Origin of the sequence: Metabacillus sp. 22489 (genome assembly GCF_052044855.1) — a bacterium.
Lineage (GTDB): Bacteria > Bacillota > Bacilli > Bacillales > Bacillaceae > Metabacillus > Metabacillus niabensis.
In genome coordinates, this window is the sequence record NZ_JBQENT010000010.1 from 107,118 (window position 1) to 124,929 (window position 17,812).

12 protein-coding genes are annotated in these 17,812 nt (G+C 36.5%); 1 reads left to right on the top strand and 11 read right to left on the bottom strand.

Translation table 11 applies throughout. The features are described 5' to 3' along the window. Nucleotides 1–2: 2 nt before the first annotated feature. From rsmB to ACTJJ9_RS08695, 10 genes are all read right to left on the bottom strand, one after another. Nucleotides 3–1,358, bottom strand: a complete 1,356-nt coding sequence (gene rsmB, locus ACTJJ9_RS08650; RefSeq protein ID WP_412963163.1) for a 16S rRNA (cytosine(967)-C(5))-methyltransferase RsmB — start codon at nucleotides 1,356–1,358, stop codon at nucleotides 3–5. Beyond that, complete coding sequence (gene fmt / locus ACTJJ9_RS08655; protein ID WP_440768588.1) at nucleotides 1,333–2,286, bottom strand: methionyl-tRNA formyltransferase; 954 nt, start codon at nucleotides 2,284–2,286, stop codon at nucleotides 1,333–1,335. Before fmt ends, rsmB begins: the two co-directional genes overlap by 26 nt. Nucleotides 2,287–2,291: 5 nt before the next feature. Continuing rightward, nucleotides 2,292–2,774, bottom strand: a complete 483-nt coding sequence (def, locus tag ACTJJ9_RS08660) for a peptide deformylase (RefSeq protein ID WP_095298770.1) — start codon at nucleotides 2,772–2,774, stop codon at nucleotides 2,292–2,294. Between the two features lie 31 nt (nucleotides 2,775–2,805). Next, the gene (gene priA, locus ACTJJ9_RS08665) at nucleotides 2,806–5,220 is read right to left on the bottom strand and encodes a primosomal protein N' (protein WP_145580904.1); all 2,415 of its coding nucleotides are present in this window, start codon (nucleotides 5,218–5,220) and stop codon (nucleotides 2,806–2,808) included. A 2-nt stretch (nucleotides 5,221–5,222) separates the two neighbouring features. Next, nucleotides 5,223–6,434 carry a bifunctional phosphopantothenoylcysteine decarboxylase/phosphopantothenate--cysteine ligase CoaBC gene (gene coaBC, locus ACTJJ9_RS08670; protein ID WP_145580903.1) on the bottom strand — a complete coding sequence of 404 codons (1,212 nt, stop codon included), beginning with the start codon at nucleotides 6,432–6,434 and terminating at the stop codon, nucleotides 5,223–5,225. Between the two features lie 350 nt (nucleotides 6,435–6,784). Continuing rightward, nucleotides 6,785–6,985: a DNA-directed RNA polymerase subunit omega gene (gene rpoZ / locus ACTJJ9_RS08675; protein ID WP_145580902.1), complete on the bottom strand. Its 201-nt coding sequence runs from the start codon at nucleotides 6,983–6,985 to the stop codon at nucleotides 6,785–6,787. Further along, nucleotides 6,986–7,600 carry a guanylate kinase gene (gmk, locus tag ACTJJ9_RS08680; protein WP_095298778.1) on the bottom strand — a complete coding sequence of 205 codons (615 nt, stop codon included), beginning with the start codon at nucleotides 7,598–7,600 and terminating at the stop codon, nucleotides 6,986–6,988. It abuts the gene before it with no gap. A 13-nt stretch (nucleotides 7,601–7,613) separates the two neighbouring features. Continuing rightward, complete coding sequence (gene remA, locus ACTJJ9_RS08685) at nucleotides 7,614–7,877, bottom strand: extracellular matrix/biofilm regulator RemA (protein WP_026559405.1); 264 nt, start codon at nucleotides 7,875–7,877, stop codon at nucleotides 7,614–7,616. Nucleotides 7,878–7,949: 72 nt separating this feature from the next. After that, nucleotides 7,950–8,825: a YicC/YloC family endoribonuclease gene (locus ACTJJ9_RS08690; RefSeq protein WP_145580901.1), complete on the bottom strand. Its 876-nt coding sequence runs from the start codon at nucleotides 8,823–8,825 to the stop codon at nucleotides 7,950–7,952. Between the two features lie 284 nt (nucleotides 8,826–9,109). Further along, nucleotides 9,110–11,788, bottom strand: coding sequence for a calcium-translocating P-type ATPase, SERCA-type (locus ACTJJ9_RS08695; RefSeq protein WP_145580900.1), 2,679 nt, complete (start codon nucleotides 11,786–11,788; stop codon nucleotides 9,110–9,112). A gap of 178 nt (nucleotides 11,789–11,966) precedes the next feature. Here ACTJJ9_RS08695 and ACTJJ9_RS08700 point away from each other — a divergent pair, with 178 nt between their 5' ends. Continuing rightward, the gene (locus ACTJJ9_RS08700) at nucleotides 11,967–13,682 is read left to right on the top strand and encodes an NFACT RNA binding domain-containing protein (RefSeq protein ID WP_145580899.1); all 1,716 of its coding nucleotides are present in this window, start codon (nucleotides 11,967–11,969) and stop codon (nucleotides 13,680–13,682) included. Nucleotides 13,683–13,763: 81 nt separating this feature from the next. On the opposite strand, the gene ACTJJ9_RS08705 is transcribed toward ACTJJ9_RS08700, so the two are convergent. Next, nucleotides 13,764–17,216 (bottom strand): SH3 domain-containing protein, encoded by a 3,453-nt coding sequence (locus ACTJJ9_RS08705; RefSeq protein ID WP_440768589.1) that lies wholly within the window; start codon nucleotides 17,214–17,216, stop codon nucleotides 13,764–13,766. Between the last annotated feature and the right edge of the window lie 596 nt (nucleotides 17,217–17,812).

A 17,812-nucleotide genomic window follows, 5' to 3' on the forward strand; every position in this document is an offset into this window, starting at 1 on the left:
TATTAACCCTTCTTTCGTAAACTTGCGATATAAAACCCATCGGTGCCAAAATAATGTGGAAGGATTTGAACCTCACCCTTATTTATATATGGACGAATTTTTTCAGGTAAATACGCATTAACAGATTCAACACGACTAAATTCTTGATGATTTGCTAAAAATGCTTCAACAACATCTGAATTTTCTTCCTTATCTATCGTACATGTACTATAAACTAACACACCACCCTTTTTTAATAAAGGGGCAACTTCTTGTAAAATTTCCAACTGCAATTTAGCAAGCCTTTCGATATCCTCTCTAGTTTTCGTATATTTAATATCAGGCTTTCTCCGAAGTACACCGAAACCAGAACATGGTGCATCAACTAATATCCGATCAATGCTTTCAGGCTGAAATCTTTCCCTAGCTTTCCTACTATCTAACGCTTCAGCTTGAATATTGTTAAGGCCAAGTCGATCAGCTTGTTGTTTAATAAGCTTAACCTTATGCTCATGTAAATCCAATGAGTGGACGATTCCACTTCCTTGCATTCTTTCAGCAATATGGGTTGATTTTCCTCCTGGTGCTGCACAAGCATCTAAAATCAATTCACCAGGTTGAGGATTTAACGCTCTTGCAACAAGCATCGAGCTTTCATCCTGGATTGTCAAGTTTCCTTCTGTAAAGGCTTCAGTTAACGCAAGATTTCCTTTTAAGCCTTTAATAGCATCTTCAGATAAGTCACCACGTTCTACAGGAATATCGTTTGCGTTTAATTGTTCAATTAAATCATTGACTCCTACCTTCATTTGATTTACCCGTGCCGTTTGTGATGGAGGAATTAAATTCGCTTCACACATCTTTTCCGTCTCGGAAAAACCAAATTGCTTCACCCATTTATCTACTAACCATAAAGGATGGCTTGTTCTTATCGCCAATCGTTCATTTTCATTAGAAATTTCATTCAGATCCGGTAAGCCTTCTCGTTGAATTGAACGTAAAACCCCATTAACTAAAGAGGCGATCCCTTTATGCCCTCGTTTTTTAGCGATTTCAACTGCCTCGTAAAGTACTGCACGATCAGGTACTCTGTCAAGGTAGACCATTTGATAAAGTGAAACTCTAAGGAGAATTTTCACCCAAAGTTCAAGCTTTTTTGCTTTTTTTATATAGTTAGCTAAAAAATAATCAAGAGTATCTCGTCGTTGTATCGTACCATAAACGATTTCAGTAAGAAGCCCGATATCTTTTTCATTTACTTTATGCTTTTTAATCATCGTGTTTAATAACAAATTACTATACGCTTGATTCTTTTCTATTTGAAGTAATATTTCAACTGCTACATCTCTTACACTATTTAGTTGGTTTTTCTGTTTCATCGCCTAAAATATCTCCTACGGATATAGTTGTCCCTCTTAAGAAATCTTCTCCATTCATTTTCTTTTTCCCAGAAGGCTGAAGCTCGATTATTTTGATTGCAACATTGTTTCCTGTTGCGACAACGAAACCATCCTCTTCAACATTTATGACTGTACCAGGGACTTCCTGATGATTTACTTGTACTTTCTCTCCCCACCACAATTTCAATAGTGAGTTGTTTAAATTAGTGAAAGCTCCTGGCCACGGATTAAGCCCTCTAATTTGATTGTAAATTTCCTCACCAGTTTTTGACCAATCTACTTTTTCTTGCTCTCTCTTAATATTTGATGCAAAGGTTGCTTTGCTTTCATCCTGCTTTTGCGGAGTTATTTTTCCTTCTAAAAGCATTGGCAAAGTCTCTGAAAGAAGCTTAACTCCTGCAACACTTAATTTATCATGGAGACTACCAACTGTATCTCTTTCTGTAATCTCAACCTCCACTTGGGTAAGAATATCACCTGCATCTAGCTTTTCTGCCATATACATGATCGTAATACCTGTTTTATCTTTCCCTTGGAGGATAGAATAATGAATTGGTGCTCCTCCTCTTAATTCAGGTAAAAGGGATGCATGGACATTTATACAGCCATATTTCGGAGCTTCTAACAATTCTTTTGGTAAAATTTGTCCAAAAGCAGCTGTTACGATAAGATCCGGATTTAATGCTAGAACTTCTTCTACTTCATTGCGGATTTTCTCAGGCTGCAGCACTTTTAGACCATGCTTTTCTGCCTCGACTTTTACAGGTGGTGGTGTTAACGTTTTTTTTCGACCTTTAGGGCGATCTGGTTGGGTTACAACCCCTACTATATTATAGCCTTCAGCGACAAGATTTTTTAAAATAGGTACGGAAAAATCCGGAGTTCCCATAAACACGATTTTTGTCATTACATTCATCCTTCCGATTGTTCTAACTCATCTTCCTCGATGTATTTCTCTACTTTAGAGGTAAATAATACTCCATTTAAATGGTCGATTTCATGTTGAATTGCTCTTGCAAGAAAGCCTTCTGCTTCGATAAATTTCACTTTTCCTTTACGATTGAACGTCCGAACCTTTACATAGTTCGCTCTAGTCACTTCACCAAAAATTCCTGGAAAACTTAAGCATCCTTCAGGGTCAGTTTGTTTCCCTCTTGAATCGATGATTGTCGGATTGATTAATTCAATCGTTCCATGGTGATCATCTATATCTACAATAGCAATTTGCTTTGATATCCCTATTTGTGGTGCAGCTAGTCCAACACCATCATACTCAATCATCGTATCGTACATATCACCTAGCAGCTTTGCTAATTTCCGATCAAAGACTGTCACCTTTTCACATGGCTGTTCTAATACTTCTGCTGGATACATTACAATTGGTTTAACAGTCAAACGTATTCCTCCAAACTATCATTTTTCACATTTACATTAATGTATTAGGACTTAAATCTATTGAAATCATTAAATCATTTGAACTCATTTCTTGTTGATAATGCTCTAATATTTTTTGAAGTGTTTCATGCAGGTTTTTTTCTCGTTTGTATTTTACCATGCATTGGTATCGATATCTATCTTTGATACGCGGGATCGGCGAAGCGACAGGACCAAGGATTCTCGTTTCATTCCCTAAATTTCTTCGTAAAAAAATGGCGATTTCTTCTGTAACTGAAACAACCTTTGTGATATCAGGATGCGAGATTGTAAGAAGCACGATATAAAAATAGGGTGGATAATCATGACTTTTCCTCAAGTGCATCTCTTGTAAATAAAACGCATCATAGTCATATTGACTCGCTAGCTCAATACTATAATGCTCTGGTGTGTATGTTTGAATGACTACTTCACCTGGGAGCTCATGTCTACCAGCTCTACCGCTTACTTGAGTAAGAAGCTGAAACGTTTTCTCTGATGCCCGGAAATCCGGTAAATTAAGCATTGTATCTGCCGTAAGTACACCAACTAATGTGACATCTGGAAAATCTAATCCCTTAGCAATCATTTGCGTTCCTAACAAAATATCTGCTTGTTTTTGCCCGAATTTAGTTAATAATTTTTCATGCGCACCCTTTTTACCGGTCGTATCCACATCCATTCTAATCACTCTTGCTTCGGGTAATACTTTAACAAGCTCTTCTTCAACCTTCTGAGTCCCGGTTCCGAAAAATCGAATATGCTCACTATTACATTCAGGACATCTACTAGGCATCACTTCTTCATAGCCACAATAATGACACTTTAATTGTTGACCACGGCGGTGATAGGTTAAGGAGATATCACAATGCGGACAGCCATTAACATAGCCACAATCACGACACATGACAAACGATGAATACCCTCTTTTATTTAAAAGCAAAACGGATTGCTCACCTTTTTGCAATCTGTCTGTTAATTTTTCCAGTAATGACCGAGAAAACATCGAACGGTTTCCGCTTCTTAATTCCTCTCTCATATCAATAATTTCAACTTTTGGCATTTCTCTTTTATTTACTCGCTCTTTCAATGTAAGAAGCTTATAGACACCTTTCTTGGATCGGGCAAATGATTCCAATGTAGGTGTAGCACTGCCTAAAACAACAGGACAATTATGCAATTTTGCACGGTAAATTGCGACATCTCTTGCATGATACCTAGGGTTTTCCTCCTGCTTATAGCTTGATTCATGCTCTTCGTCAATAATAACCATACCTAAGTTTTCAAATGGTGCAAAGATTGCCGATCGTGCACCAACAACGAGTTGAACTTCTTTCCGCTGAATTTTTCGCCATTCATCATATTTTTCACCTGTAGATAATCCACTATGGAGGACAGCCACTTTTGAACCAAAGCGACCTTTAAAACGATGGACCATTTGCGGGGTAAGTGAAATTTCCGGGACGAGGACAATGGCTTCCTTTCCCACCTTTAATACTTCTTCAATTGACTGAAGATATACTTCTGTTTTCCCACTTCCTGTCACTCCATACATAAGAAAAACATCATGATGATTTTCTTTTATTGAATGAATAATCGGATCAATCGCATCCTTCTGTTCCTTGTTCAAAGCTAATGGCAATGTTTTTTCAAAATGTCGATCCTCATAAGGATCACGATAAACCTCTTTCATTTCTTCAAAAAGAAAACCTTTTGTGATGAGTGATTTAACAGAAGCATCAGATGTACCTGTTTCCGATAATAAGACATGTAAAGGAATTTCGCTTATCTTATTTTTAATAAAATATTCAACAATTTCAATTTGCTTTTTTGCATTTGCAGGAATTTCAGCTAACATTTTAGTCAATTTAGAAAAGGATTCACCACATTTAATAACTTTTATCGTTTTCCTATTTGTTTTCTGTTTGACTTGATAAATCATTTCCAAATGGCCTTTATTCATTTCCTTTTGAATTTCACTTAGAGGCACAACATCTTGTATTTCTTTTAAATCAACGTGATGCCTCTTCTCAAAAAAGGGTCTAATCGATTCAGGGAGGACTCCAACATCATTTGTCAATAATCCTAGTACTTTTTCATATTTCGCCTTCATTGCTGCAGGTAACATTGCTTGAAAAGCAGAAATCTTAAAGCAGAGTGTCGTTTCGGTTAACCATTGTCCTAGTTGTAAAAGTTCATTTGTTAAACAAGGTGTTAAATCGACCAATTCTGTGATCGATTTTAACCTCTTATAATCTGAATGATCCTTCAATTGAATAATAAACCCTTGAACCTTTCGCGGCCCAAATGGCACGATGACTCTCATACCAGGCTTGACAAGCTTCTGCCATTCTTCAGGAACTTTATAATCAAACGCACGATCAGTTTGCATAGCAGGGACATCTACGATAACACTCGCATATTTCATTTTTATCCGCGCTCCCTTAAAAGCAAATGCACTTTATCTAACAATTTTTTTGCAACCTGTGTTTTCGACATTAAAGGCAGCTCTGTTTTATTTAATTCCCGATCAATCATTGTCACAATGTTTGTATCAGTTCCAAAACCGGCTCCTTTTGATAGGATATTGTTTGCTACGATTAAATCTAAGTTTTTCGTTTCAATTTTTTTCTTTGCATATTCTTCAAGATTATTCGTTTCAGCTGCAAAGCCAACTAGTAATTGATGAGTTTTTTGTCTGCCTAATTCTTTTAAAATATCATTTGTGCGTTCCATTTCGATGACTAACTTAGTAGACTGTTTTTTCATTTTTTGCGAATATTCCTTTGCAGGTCTGTAATCAGCAACAGCTGCTGATTTTATCACGACATCCGCGTCATTATACCTTTTCAGTACTTCATCATACATTTCCTGAGCAGTTTCAATGCGAACAGTTGTAACGGTTTCTGGAGGTGCTATCGCAGTAGGTCCTGTGATCAACGTGACATTTGCCCCTAATTTCGCTGCTTCTTCTGCAATGGCATACCCCATTTTCCCTGTTGAATGATTTGAAAAGAATCGAACCGGGTCAATTTTTTCTCTCGTTGGTCCTGCAGTTACAATCATTTTCACATTGTGAAAAGGACTTCCAGATTCGATTTTTTCGAAATGGTTCACAAGTAATTCAACGATTTTCTCCGGCTCCTCAAGTCTTCCTTTGCCAACATAACCACATGCAAGAAAGCCTTCGCTCGGTTCAATAAACCGATAGCCAAATTGATATAGCGTTTGAATATTCTCTTGTACTGCTGGATGCTCATACATATGTACATTCATGGCAGGGGCAATCCAAACTGTTGCCTTTGTTGCCATTAGTGTAGTTGTCAGCATATTATCAGCAATCCCATTAGCCAATTTTCCGATCGTATTAGCAGTAGCAGGAGCAACAAGAACTAAATCTGCCCAATCAGCTAAATCAATATGAGCGATTACTTGAGGATTTTTTTCATCAAAGGTATCAAAATAAACCTCATTTCTAGAAAGAGTTTGAAAGGTTAATGGTGTGACAAATTCCATAGCAGATTTGGTCATGATTACCCTTACCTCAGCACCAGCTTGTACTAATTTACTCGTTAAGGCTACAGCTTTATAGACCGCTATTCCTCCGCTAACACATAATAAGATTTTTTTTCCTGTAACCATTCAATTCCCCCCATTTATCGTTGTTATTTATCCCATTAATGGTTTCATAAAACTCCTATCGTGTACATTTTAATATTGATTAGTATATCATTCTTCCCATTCCTATATTGTCTATTTTGCTTAAGGATTGACCAAGAAATAGTAAAAAGAAAGTACCATGTTCTAAAGTTGCCTGTAGTGTAGATGAAACTCCTATTGGATACAGAGGATCTGTTTTCTCACCATCTCCCTATGATAGTGAGCACTCTACAAGGAAATTAAAAAGCAACAAATTTCCGAAAACAGCCAAAGAAAAAAAGGGGCTGCCTCTAAAAGAGTTAGCCCCTTTAAAAGACAGCCTTCACCGCATATTATTTTTCATTTCTTTGGTAATTTAACAGGCCTGCGTTAATTTCCTCTAAAGCTTTCCCAACATATTTATGAGATACTGGCTTAGCAATTTGTTGGTCACTTAACTCCTGCATTTCTCGTGCACGCTTTGCAGCAACAGTTACAAGTGTATATTTTGAATCCAATTTATTCATTAAAACATCAATTGATGGGTATAACATTTATTCAACCTCCAAAATTTTTTTATAGCGTGGTGCGACGCGCTCACGTCGACAATGCTCTGCCGTAACAATGGCCTTTATTCTTTCACATGCTAACAAAACATCATCATTTTCAACAACATAATCATATGCATCCATCATAACAATTTCTTCCTTCGCCACTTTCATGCGATTATTAATCAGCTCTTCGGACTCAGTTCCTCTTGTTACGATGCGATTTTTCAGCTCATTTAAGCTTGGAGGACTTAAGAAAATAAACAGCCCCTCCGGAAAGGCATTTCGAACTTGTAATGCACCTTGTACTTCAATTTCAAGAAATACATCTTTACCTTCACTTAGTGTTTTCTCAACATAATCTACTGGTGTTCCATAGTAATTCCCAACATATTCAGCCCATTCAAGGAGCTTGTTTTCTGATATTAATTTTTCGAATTCTTCCCTTGTTTTAAAGAAATAATCGACACCATCAACTTCCCCTTCACGAGGTTTTCTCGTAGTCATGGAAATCGAATATTCAAATTTTGTATCTTCTTGGGAGAACAATTCCTTTCTTACCGTACCTTTTCCAACTCCTGAAGGTCCTGATAAGACGATAAGTAAACCTCTTTCTTTCATCAATGCTTAAACCCTACCCTTCATCTGAAAGCTCATCTTTATTTGAAAGTCTTTGTGCAACTGTTTCAGGTTGTACAGCTGAAAGGATAATATGATCACTATCCATTATAACAACTGCTCTCGTTCTTCTGCCATACGTTGCATCAATTAACATCCCTCTATCTCTTGCATCCTGAATAATTCTCTTTATTGGAGCTGATTCAGGGCTAACAATTGAAATAATTCGGTTGGCTGAAACAATATTGCCAAAACCGATATTAATTAATTTTATGCTCATATGTATGCTCCCCCTAATGAAGGACAAAACTATTTTTGCCCGATAAGCCAGTTTGTAATCAAATTTTCAGGCTTACTCAATATTTTGGACTTGTTCCTTTACTTTTTCAATGATACTTTTTAATTCGACAACATTTTTTGCTATCAACTGATCATTTGCTTTAGATCCTATCGTATTAACTTCTCGGTTTAGCTCTTGTACTAGAAAATCAAGCTTTCTCCCAATCGGTTCATCTATTTGAATTGTATCAGCAAATTGTTGGATGTGGCTATGTATTCTTGTTATTTCTTCACTAATATCTGCTTTTTCAGCAAATATTGCTACTTCGGTTAAAATACGCTGTTCATCAACTTTGCCTTGCATAAATTCCGAAATTCGCTTTTCTATTCGCTCACGGTACTGTTCAATAACATTAGGTGCCAATTCCTCTAATTCAATGGTTAGCTTCTTCATTAGCTCAAGTCGATTCAACAAGTCTAGTTTGAGCTGATTACCTTCCGCTTTTCGCATATCCGCTAGCTGTCTTGTTGCTTCTTCAAGAATTTGCAATAGCTCCGATTCAATTGAATGATTTATTACAGGTTTTTCAATTATTTCGATGCTTTCTTTTAAAGATAAAATATGTTCAAGCTTTACATCATCATGTAGCGAATAACGTTTTTTCATCATGTTCAAAGAATCAATATATTCAGAAACGAGATCCCAGTCAACTTGAATGGATTTATCTAAAAAAGTATCACCTTCAAAATTGATATAAACCTCTACTCTTCCTCTTCGAATGAAGCGGTTGATCAGTTTCTTCATTTTATCTTCATAAACGATAAGCTGTTTCGGCATCTTTAGTGCGATATCAAGAAACCTGTGATTCACAGATTTCATTTCAACCGTCATTGAAATCGAGTCAACTTGACCGGTTGCACGACCATAGCCTGTCATACTAACTACCATAACGGATTACAACACTTCCCTCACTAATACGATTATCAATCTATTGATATAATAATACTACATTAAACGATCACAATGATGAAATCAAAATTATCATCATAAAAATAAGATTTATTTATATATAATAGCTAAAATTATGTTTGAGAAGAGCTTTCGAATCGCTATATTAAATAGTATTTTCTTGACAGTGAAATTCGCAAAAATCTGTTAAATCATTCTAGTATAGTTCAAAAAAATCCAAAAGGGATGACTTTTGGGTCACCCCTTTTGGATTATATCATAGATTATGCTGTTTTTCTTGTTAAAAGTGACCCCGCTAATAAAAAAGTTGGGATCGCAGACATTCCTAAAATTAATAGCCAATCTCTTAATAAAATTGGGATCGTATGGAATATCGGCTGTAACGGTGGATAATAAATGACGACGAGCATTAACAAAATGGAAGAAACGACTGCACCAATTAGATACATATTTTCAAACGGATTTCTCTCAAAGATAGATTTTTCGCTTCGACAATCAAATACATGGATAAGCTGTGCCATAACGAGTGTAGCAAAGGCAACAGTTTGAGCATATGCGAGCTCGTTTGGATTGCGATAATACACGATCATAAATGCAGCTAATGTCACAATCCCTATTAAAAACCCCCTAGAGACAACCTTCCAGCCGAGCCCTCTCGAAAAAACACCTTCTTTAGGATGTCGCGGTTTTCTCTTCATCAAATCTCCCTCTGGCTGGTCTAAGCCTAAGGCCATTGCTGGCAGTCCATCTGTTACGAGATTCACCCATAAAATTTGAATCGGAACGAGTGGTAGTGGAAGGCCTAGAATCATCGCAAATAACATTACAAGGATTTCCCCTACATTTGATGCAAGTAAATAACGGATAAACTTTCTAATATTTTCATAGATATTTCTACCTTCTTTAATAGCTGATTTAATAGTAGCAAAATTATCGTCAACTAATACAAGCGATGAGGCCTCTTTCGCAACATCTGTACCAGTTATCCCCATCGATATTCCAATATCAGCTGCCTTAATTGCAGGAGCATCATTTACTCCATCACCTGTCATTGCCACAATATGTCCTTTATTTTGTAATGCTTTAACGATTTTTAGCTTATGTTCTGGTGAAACTCTTGCAAAAACATACACATCATCAACAATTTCCTCTAGCTCCTCAACGGAAAGTGAGGATAGCTCTCTTCCCTCTAAAACCTTCCCATTCGTCGGTAAAATATTTAGCTGTTTCGCAATTGCCTTTGCGGTTATAACATGGTCTCCAGTTATCATAACCGTTTTTATTCCTGCATCACGGCATTCCTTGACAGCCTGTTTTACTTCTGGGCGTGGAGGGTCAATCATTCCTTGTAAGCCTATGAAAACTAAATCCTTCTCAGCTTCATAGCTCGTTTCAATTCGCTCAGTAGAGGAAAGCGGCTTAAAGGCGATCGCTATGGTTCGCAAAGCCTGGGAAGCAAGAGATTCGATTGCTCCCTTTACTTTCTCTTCGTACTCACGTGTCAATCCCTCTTGTCTTTCATTCCATAAAATACTTTTCGATATACCTAATAAAACATCTGGTGCACCTTTTGTTACGACAAAACGTTTACCGTTTTTATCTTTAACGATAACACTCATCATTTTTCTGACAGAATCGAATGGAAACTCTTCGACAACTTCAAAGCTTCTATATAGATTTTCCTTTTTTAAACCCGCCTTCATTGCAGCAACTAATAATGCCCCTTCAGTCGGATCACCATCTAAAATATAATCGTTGTCTTTTTCCATAATGGCAGCACTATTACATAATGCACCAAATGTTAAAATTTGCTGTAATGTTTTCGTTTTGGCAACATCGATTTCCTTATCACGATACATGAATTCTCCATGTGGATGGTAGCCAGTACCGCTCACATTCCAGACTTTGTCACTTGACCAAATTTGCGTGACAGTCATTTTATTTTGTGTCATAGTACCTGTTTTATCCGAACAAATGACTGAAGCACAGCCTAATGTTTCAACAGCCGGTAACTTCCGAACGATGGAATTTTGTTTAATCATCCGCTGTACACCTAGTGATAGTGCAACCGTTACAATGGCCGGTAGCCCTTCAGGTATTGCTGCAACTGCTAATGATACACCTGCTAAGAACATATTATAGATGTCATGACCTTGTAATACACCGATTCCAACAACAAGAACCGTCAATAATAATGCCACTACTATTAATATTTTCCCTAGCTGTTCTAGCCGTCTTTGCAGTGGTGTTTCCATTGTTTCTGCATTTTGTAATAAATCGGCAATTTGCCCCATCGCTGTATTCATGCCTGTACCAACAACAACCCCGATTCCGGAGCCCCGAGTAACCAATGTCCCCATGAATACCATATTCGTTAAATCGCCAATCCCAACATCTTTACCAACAATCGGTTGAATTGACTTTTGTACTGGGAGAGATTCACCAGTCAAAGCAGATTCTTCAACCTCTAAGCTCTTAGATTCAATCAGGCGCATATCAGCACCAATGCGATCTCCACTTGTAAATTTAACAACATCTCCTGGTACTAATTCTTTTGACAATACTCTGACCCATTCTCCATTTCGTAGTGCAACTACTTGAGGTGCTGAAAGCTCTTTTAGTGCCTCTAAAGATTTCTCAGCTTTTCTTTCCTGAAAAAAACCAAGGATTCCATTTACAAAGACGATCGCAATAATTGCAATTGCATCAATGTATTCTCCTAGTAATCCTGAGATTAATGTTGCTGCTAATAATACGAGCACCATAAAATCTTTAAATTGATTTAAAAATAATAATATTGCAGACGGTCTTTCAGCTTCTTTTAATTCATTAAGACCAAATTTTTGCTCACGCTGCTTCACTTCCTTTGACGTTAACCCCGATTCGACATCAGTATTAATTGCATTTGTAACTTCATCTGCTCTCATTTCATGCCATTTCATTTATTCCCTACACACCCCTTAAACAGAATGATACTTACAACAGAAGATATGAAGAACATTCCACTCCTTCTTGCTTGTCTATAAGACAACTTATTCAGACTCGTCCTAAAACATGCTATAATCAAATAGAAAAGTTTGAATACATTTAACGGTATTTATTTAAAGGAGACTGTAAGAAATGTCATTTGATGGTTTGTTTACATATGCAATTACAAAGGAATTAAAAAATTCACTTTTAAATGGGAAAGTGACAAAAATACATCAACCCTATAAATATGATCTTATTTTTCAAATAAGATCAGGTGGAAAAAACCATCGTTTATTTCTTTCGGCACACCCAAGCTATGCAAGAATTCATTTAACAAATGAAGCCTATGATAACCCAAGTGAGCCTCCAATGTTTTGCATGCTACTTAGAAAACATTTAGAGGGTGGAATCATTGAAAATATTGAACAACTTGACATGGAAAGAATCATTATTTTTGACATAAAAAGCAGAAATGAGTTAGGTGATATTACGGAAAAACGGCTAATGATTGAAATTATGGGGAGACATAGTAATATTATTCTCGTTGACAAGGAAAAGGACATGATATTGGATAGTATCAAACATTTATCTCCAGCTGTTAACAGACATCGAACTGTTCTTCCCGGCCACCAATACGTTTTACCGCCAAGCCAAGGAAAGGTAAATCCGTTTGAAGCAGATGAAGAAACTGTATTAAAAAAGCTCGATTTTAACTCTGGTAAATTGGATAAGCAGCTTGTGGAACAGTTTGCGGGAATTTCACCTTTATTTGCGAAAGAGGCTCTTTATCGTTCAGGCTTAGTGAACCGAAAAACACTTCCAAGCACCTTTTTAGCGATGATTGCTGAGCTAAAAGAGGAGAATATCCTCCCAAGCATTTATTATCATGATAAAAAAGAGCTATTTTATATGATGAGGTTAACTCACATCGAAACATCTGAAACAAAAACGTTCACAACGATTTCTGAATTGTTAGATCGTTACTATTATGGTAAAGCGGAGCGTGACCGTGTTAAACAACAAGGGAATGATTTAGAACGGTTTATTATTAATGAAAAGAAAAAAAATGAAAAGAAAATCAAAAAACTAGAAGCTACTCTTGACCAAGCTGAAAAGGCAAATCAATATCAGCTTTTCGGAGAATTATTAACTGCAAATCTCTATTCGATTAAGAAGGGTGATAAAACAGCTGAGGTTATCAATTATTATGATGAGTCGGGAAGCACTGTTATCATTCCGTTAGATGTTCAAAAATCTCCATCCGAAAACGCGCAAAAATATTTCTCTAAATACCAAAAAGCAAAAAATTCTGTTGAAGTCGTCCAGGAGCAAATTTCAATCGCCAATGATGAAATTGACTATTTTGAACGGATTATTCAACAACTTGAATCAGCATCACCAAGAGATATTGAAGAAATTAGAGAAGAGCTAATTGAGGGCGGCTATTTAAAGCCACGTCAATCGCGAGGCACGAAAAAGAAAAAAAACATAAAACCGATTATCGAACAATATGTTGCAAGTGATGGTACTGAAATTTTAGTTGGCAAAAACAATAAACAAAATGAATATTTAACAAACAAGCTTGCAGCAAGGGATGATTTATGGTTCCATACGAAAGATATTCCAGGCTCACATGTTGTTATCCGCAGTAAAAGTCCTTCTAATGAAACTATTTTAGAAGCGGCAAATATCGCTGCATATTTTAGTAAAGCAAGAAACTCAAGCTCCGTACCTGTTGATTATACCGCTATCAGACATGTAAAAAAGCCAAATGGTGCAAAGCCTGGATATGTCATTTACGAAAATCAGCAAACAATTTTTGTTACTCCTGATGAAGACTTAGTTTTCCGTTTACGAAAGGGATAATCAATTGATTTTCTCGAAGAAGAAGCAGCAACACTTCATTCATGTTGCTGCTTTTTCATTTATCCTCAAAAAGGATTTCTTTTATTTTTTTGATTTATACTGCGGTATTTCTAATACTAATTTATATGAGTCTAATAAACTATATAAATTATAAATTTGCGAAACCTGTTTTGCTGCCCAGCCAATATCTGTTGCATACTGATGAGTGGCATAGCCATTTTTCACAGCTGCAGCAGGATTCCATCTCATTTTATACAAAGTATCCTGTCCAGCACTTATATAGCCTTGCGCAATAAACTTCGCTCCACCGATAATGGCTGCTTCCGGAGTAAACCAACCTGCATTATAAGCATATTGAGCACCACTTGATAATGCTGTTCCATCATATGCACCAATTCCATACATATTATAAACAGTCTTTCCGTTAACCATAACTCCTGTAGCCAGCTCAGAAGTTCCATTTCCTGTTTCAAGTAGTGCATGAGAAATTAAATAAAGCTCATTTACATTATATTTTTCCGCAGCAGAGATAAACGCATCTGCTTTCCCTGCAAGAATGCCTTTCCCCGCTAGAATTTTATTATTCACTTCATTAGCATCTAAATTAGCAGTTACAGATAGTTTAAGGAATTGTAGTGAATCGACAGTTGTATTTAGGAAATTAGAAGGGTTAAGGAAATAACTTACATCTTCAGGGCTAGCATTTACCCAAGACTTATTATAGTTAACTTGATACCAATAATAACCATCTGAACCTAGTACTTTCGAGATGATTTGCAAATTTTCACCCTTATTTACTGTTCCAACTACCCAATGATTCGTTCCTGCGCCACCACGTACATTCCAACCGCTCCCTTTTACTGTACCTGATGTCGAACTAGTTAAAGTTAAGGCATCTTCTCTTATGTATGTATTATACTTTTTATCAGTCTGTGGATTTGCCTTCATTTGAATATTCGTCATATCTTCCAAAGTAATATCATATGATTCTGTTATTTTTTCAGCATCCCCATTAGGTGTACCTGGATTATATGGTTCCTTTGAAGTGAGATATTCAGAACTTACATACCCTGTTTTTCCATTCGCTGATACCTTCGCCCAATTATTTTCCTCAGAATAAACCGTTACAATTGTACCTCTTGGCAGTTTTGCTATAATCGATGCTGATGTCGATGCACTTGAACGCATATTTAACGTCGAACCGACCATTACATCGACATATTTAATGATCCCTTCATTTTCGGCTGGAGTCTCGGGTTGTGATCCTCCATTGTTGTCATTCGGGACTTCTGTATCTATGCTGGAAGTTGGTTTTGTTTTTGAAATATAATCAGCACTTACATATCCCACTTTTCCATATGCTTCAATTTTCGCCCAGCCATTCTGAATCGAATGTACAGTTACCTCTAGTCCTCTCGGAAGCTTCACAATAATCGAGGATGATGTTGAAGCACTAGTGCGCATATTTAAACTTGAACCTAAAGAAACATTTACATACATGACTTCCGTTTTTTCTTCTTCTTTTGGAGTATCTGGCTTAGAAATTGGTGCTGTTGTTCTAAGAAATTGTGAACTAACATACCCCTCTATATTATTTACCTTTATTTTTGCCCAGCCGTTTGACTCCGAATATACAACTACCTTCGTTCCATTAGTTAATTTTGTAATTACCTTCGCATTAGTTGAAGGTGATTGTCTAACATTTAAAGCAGAGTTTTCACTCACTTCAACATATTTTGTTGTTGTCGATGATGAATCTCCATTATCCCCAGTACCTGGCTTTGATGCTGAAAGGTATTGACTACTTACATATCCGATTTGACCAAACGCCTCAATCTTTGCCCAGCCATTCGTTATCGAATAGACCTTTACTTCCTTCCCCTTTGCGAGTTTAAAAATAATGGAAGAGGTTGTTGATGGGCCTTTTCTCATATTTAGCGATCCACTACTCACATTTACATATTGTGTAGTCGCGACTGGTGAATTAGATGAGTTACCTGAGTTACTAGTGTCTGTTTCTTTCGATTTTAAATATTTTGTACTGACGTAGCCCTCTTTTCCTGCTACCTTTACCTTTGACCATCCATTTGCTTCAGAAATTACCGTTACAGCTGTTCCATTTTTCAACGATGCTAGTACACTCGAACTTGTTGAATTACTTGCACGTAAGTTCAATGATCCACTGCTTACATTGACATATTTCGTTGTTGTTTGTGTATTTGTATCTGGATTGGTTGTGTTGCCATTTTGTTCTTTATTCGATGAAAGGTATTTCGTACTTACATAGCCTTCTTTCCCTGCTACTTTTACCTTTGACCATCCATTTGCTTCGGAAATGACCGTTACGGCTGTTCCCTTTTTTAACGATGCTAGTACACTCGAGCTTGTTGAATTACTTGCACGTAAGTTCAATGATCCACTGCTTACATTGACATACTTTGTTTCATTCTTTGCTGTATTTGGGTTTGTATTCGTATTGGTTGTGTCGCCATTTTGTTCTTTATTCGATGAAAGGTATTTCGTACTTACATAGCCCTCTTTCCCCGCTACCTTTACCTTTGACCATCCATTTGCTTCGGAAATGACCGTTACGGCTGTTCCTTTTTTTAAGGTAGCTAGTACACTCGAGCTTGTTGAATTACTTGCACGTAAGTTTAATGATCCACTGCTTACATTGACATACTTTGTTTCATTCTTTACTGTATTTGGGTTTGTATTCGTATTGGTTGTGTCGCCATTTTGTTCTTTATTCGATGAAAGGTATTTCGTACTTACATAGCCCTCTTTCCCTGCTACCTTTACCTTTGACCATCCATTTGCTTCGGAAATTACCGTTACGGCTGTTCCTTTTTTTAAGGTAGCTAGTACACTCGAGCTTGTTGAATTGCTCGCGCGTAAATTCAAAGAACCGCTGCTTACATTCACATATTTTGTTTCGGTATTCGATGATGTGTTAGTGCTTGTACTTACTTTTGTGTTTGTACTATTATTGCTTTCATTTGATACTATGTATTTTGAGCTGACATACCCTTCTTTACCTGCTACCTTTACCTTTGACCATCCATTTGCTTCAGATAGGACCGTTACTGCCGTTCCATTTTTTAATGTCGTAATAACTTGTGAACTAGTTGACGTATTCGCACGAAGGTTTAGTGTGCCACTGTTTATCTTTACATATTTTATTACTGGATTATTCGTCTTAACGGATTCTTCAGTTCCATTTGCCTTAGTAGGAGATAAATATTGTGAACTTACAAAACCAACTTTCCCATTAACTTTTACTTTCGACCATCCATTTGCTTCAGAATAAACGACGACTTCCGTATCTTTAATTAGAGTAGCAATGACTTTAGCTGTTGTCGTTGCACTTTCTCGCAAATTTAGAAATCCTTCATCAATGTCTACATATTTAATTGACGTATTTTGAGAGTTCTCACTAACTAAAGTCTCATGTTGAGCAGCGAGTACTGTTTCTTCATACGCAACTGTAGATAAAACAGCAAAGCAAACACTAGGTAAAAATGCCTTTTTCATATCGTCCTCCTATTAACCTATTATTCTTATAAAACGAAAATATCCATAGAACCAATTTCCTAACAGGCAAAAAAATGTTGAAATTTAGAAATATCTTAGGATAAAAGTAGCGAATAATTTCATATTAACATAGATTTAATATAAATATGACGAAAGTTGCAGAAATTAGTATATTTTAACTAAAATAATGGATAAATATGCCATTAAGTCAAATATGTTCATTGATATCATGTTATTAACTTATATAACCACCAACCGAATTCCCTTTACACATGAGTTCATGCTAAATAATTACATTTCTAGTTAAAGCACTATGCTCGCCTGATTTCCATACGCCTGTGTTGTTATGGTCTTTTCTAGTTCTTCTGTACTACGTTATACTTTTTATCCTCGACACGAATATATATTTTATTCGCAAATCCTAAACAGCTATCATGGCAAAACTGAATAATAAAAACCACCCGTGATAACGGGTGGTCAGGCTGTCGAGAAACCTCGGCAGCCTATTATTTTATCTAATTACTTTAACTTTTCACCGCGTTAATATGGTATAATATAGATAACAAAATTGGGATGGTGATATTTTTGTTCAATAC

Coding starts and splice junctions, on each gene's coding strand:
- ACTJJ9_RS08705 (WP_440768589.1), bottom strand. CDS start 17,216: ATGAAAAAGGCATTTTTACCTAGTGTTTGCTTTGCTGTTTTATCTACA.
- rpoZ (WP_145580902.1), bottom strand. CDS start 6,985: ATGTTATACCCATCAATTGATGTTTTAATGAATAAATTGGATTCAAAA.
- remA (WP_026559405.1), bottom strand. CDS start 7,877: ATGAGCATAAAATTAATTAATATCGGTTTTGGCAATATTGTTTCAGCC.
- rsmB (WP_412963163.1), bottom strand. CDS start 1,358: ATGAAACAGAAAAACCAACTAAATAGTGTAAGAGATGTAGCAGTTGAA.
- ACTJJ9_RS08690 (WP_145580901.1), bottom strand. CDS start 8,825: ATGGTAGTTAGTATGACAGGCTATGGTCGTGCAACCGGTCAAGTTGAC.
- ACTJJ9_RS08695 (WP_145580900.1), bottom strand. CDS start 11,788: ATGAAATGGCATGAAATGAGAGCAGATGAAGTTACAAATGCAATTAAT.
- coaBC (WP_145580903.1), bottom strand. CDS start 6,434: ATGGTTACAGGAAAAAAAATCTTATTATGTGTTAGCGGAGGAATAGCG.
- ACTJJ9_RS08700 (WP_145580899.1), top strand. CDS start 11,967: ATGTCATTTGATGGTTTGTTTACATATGCAATTACAAAGGAATTAAAA.
- fmt (WP_440768588.1), bottom strand. CDS start 2,286: ATGACAAAAATCGTGTTTATGGGAACTCCGGATTTTTCCGTACCTATT.
- gmk (WP_095298778.1), bottom strand. CDS start 7,600: ATGAAAGAAAGAGGTTTACTTATCGTCTTATCAGGACCTTCAGGAGTT.
- priA (WP_145580904.1), bottom strand. CDS start 5,220: ATGAAATATGCGAGTGTTATCGTAGATGTCCCTGCTATGCAAACTGAT.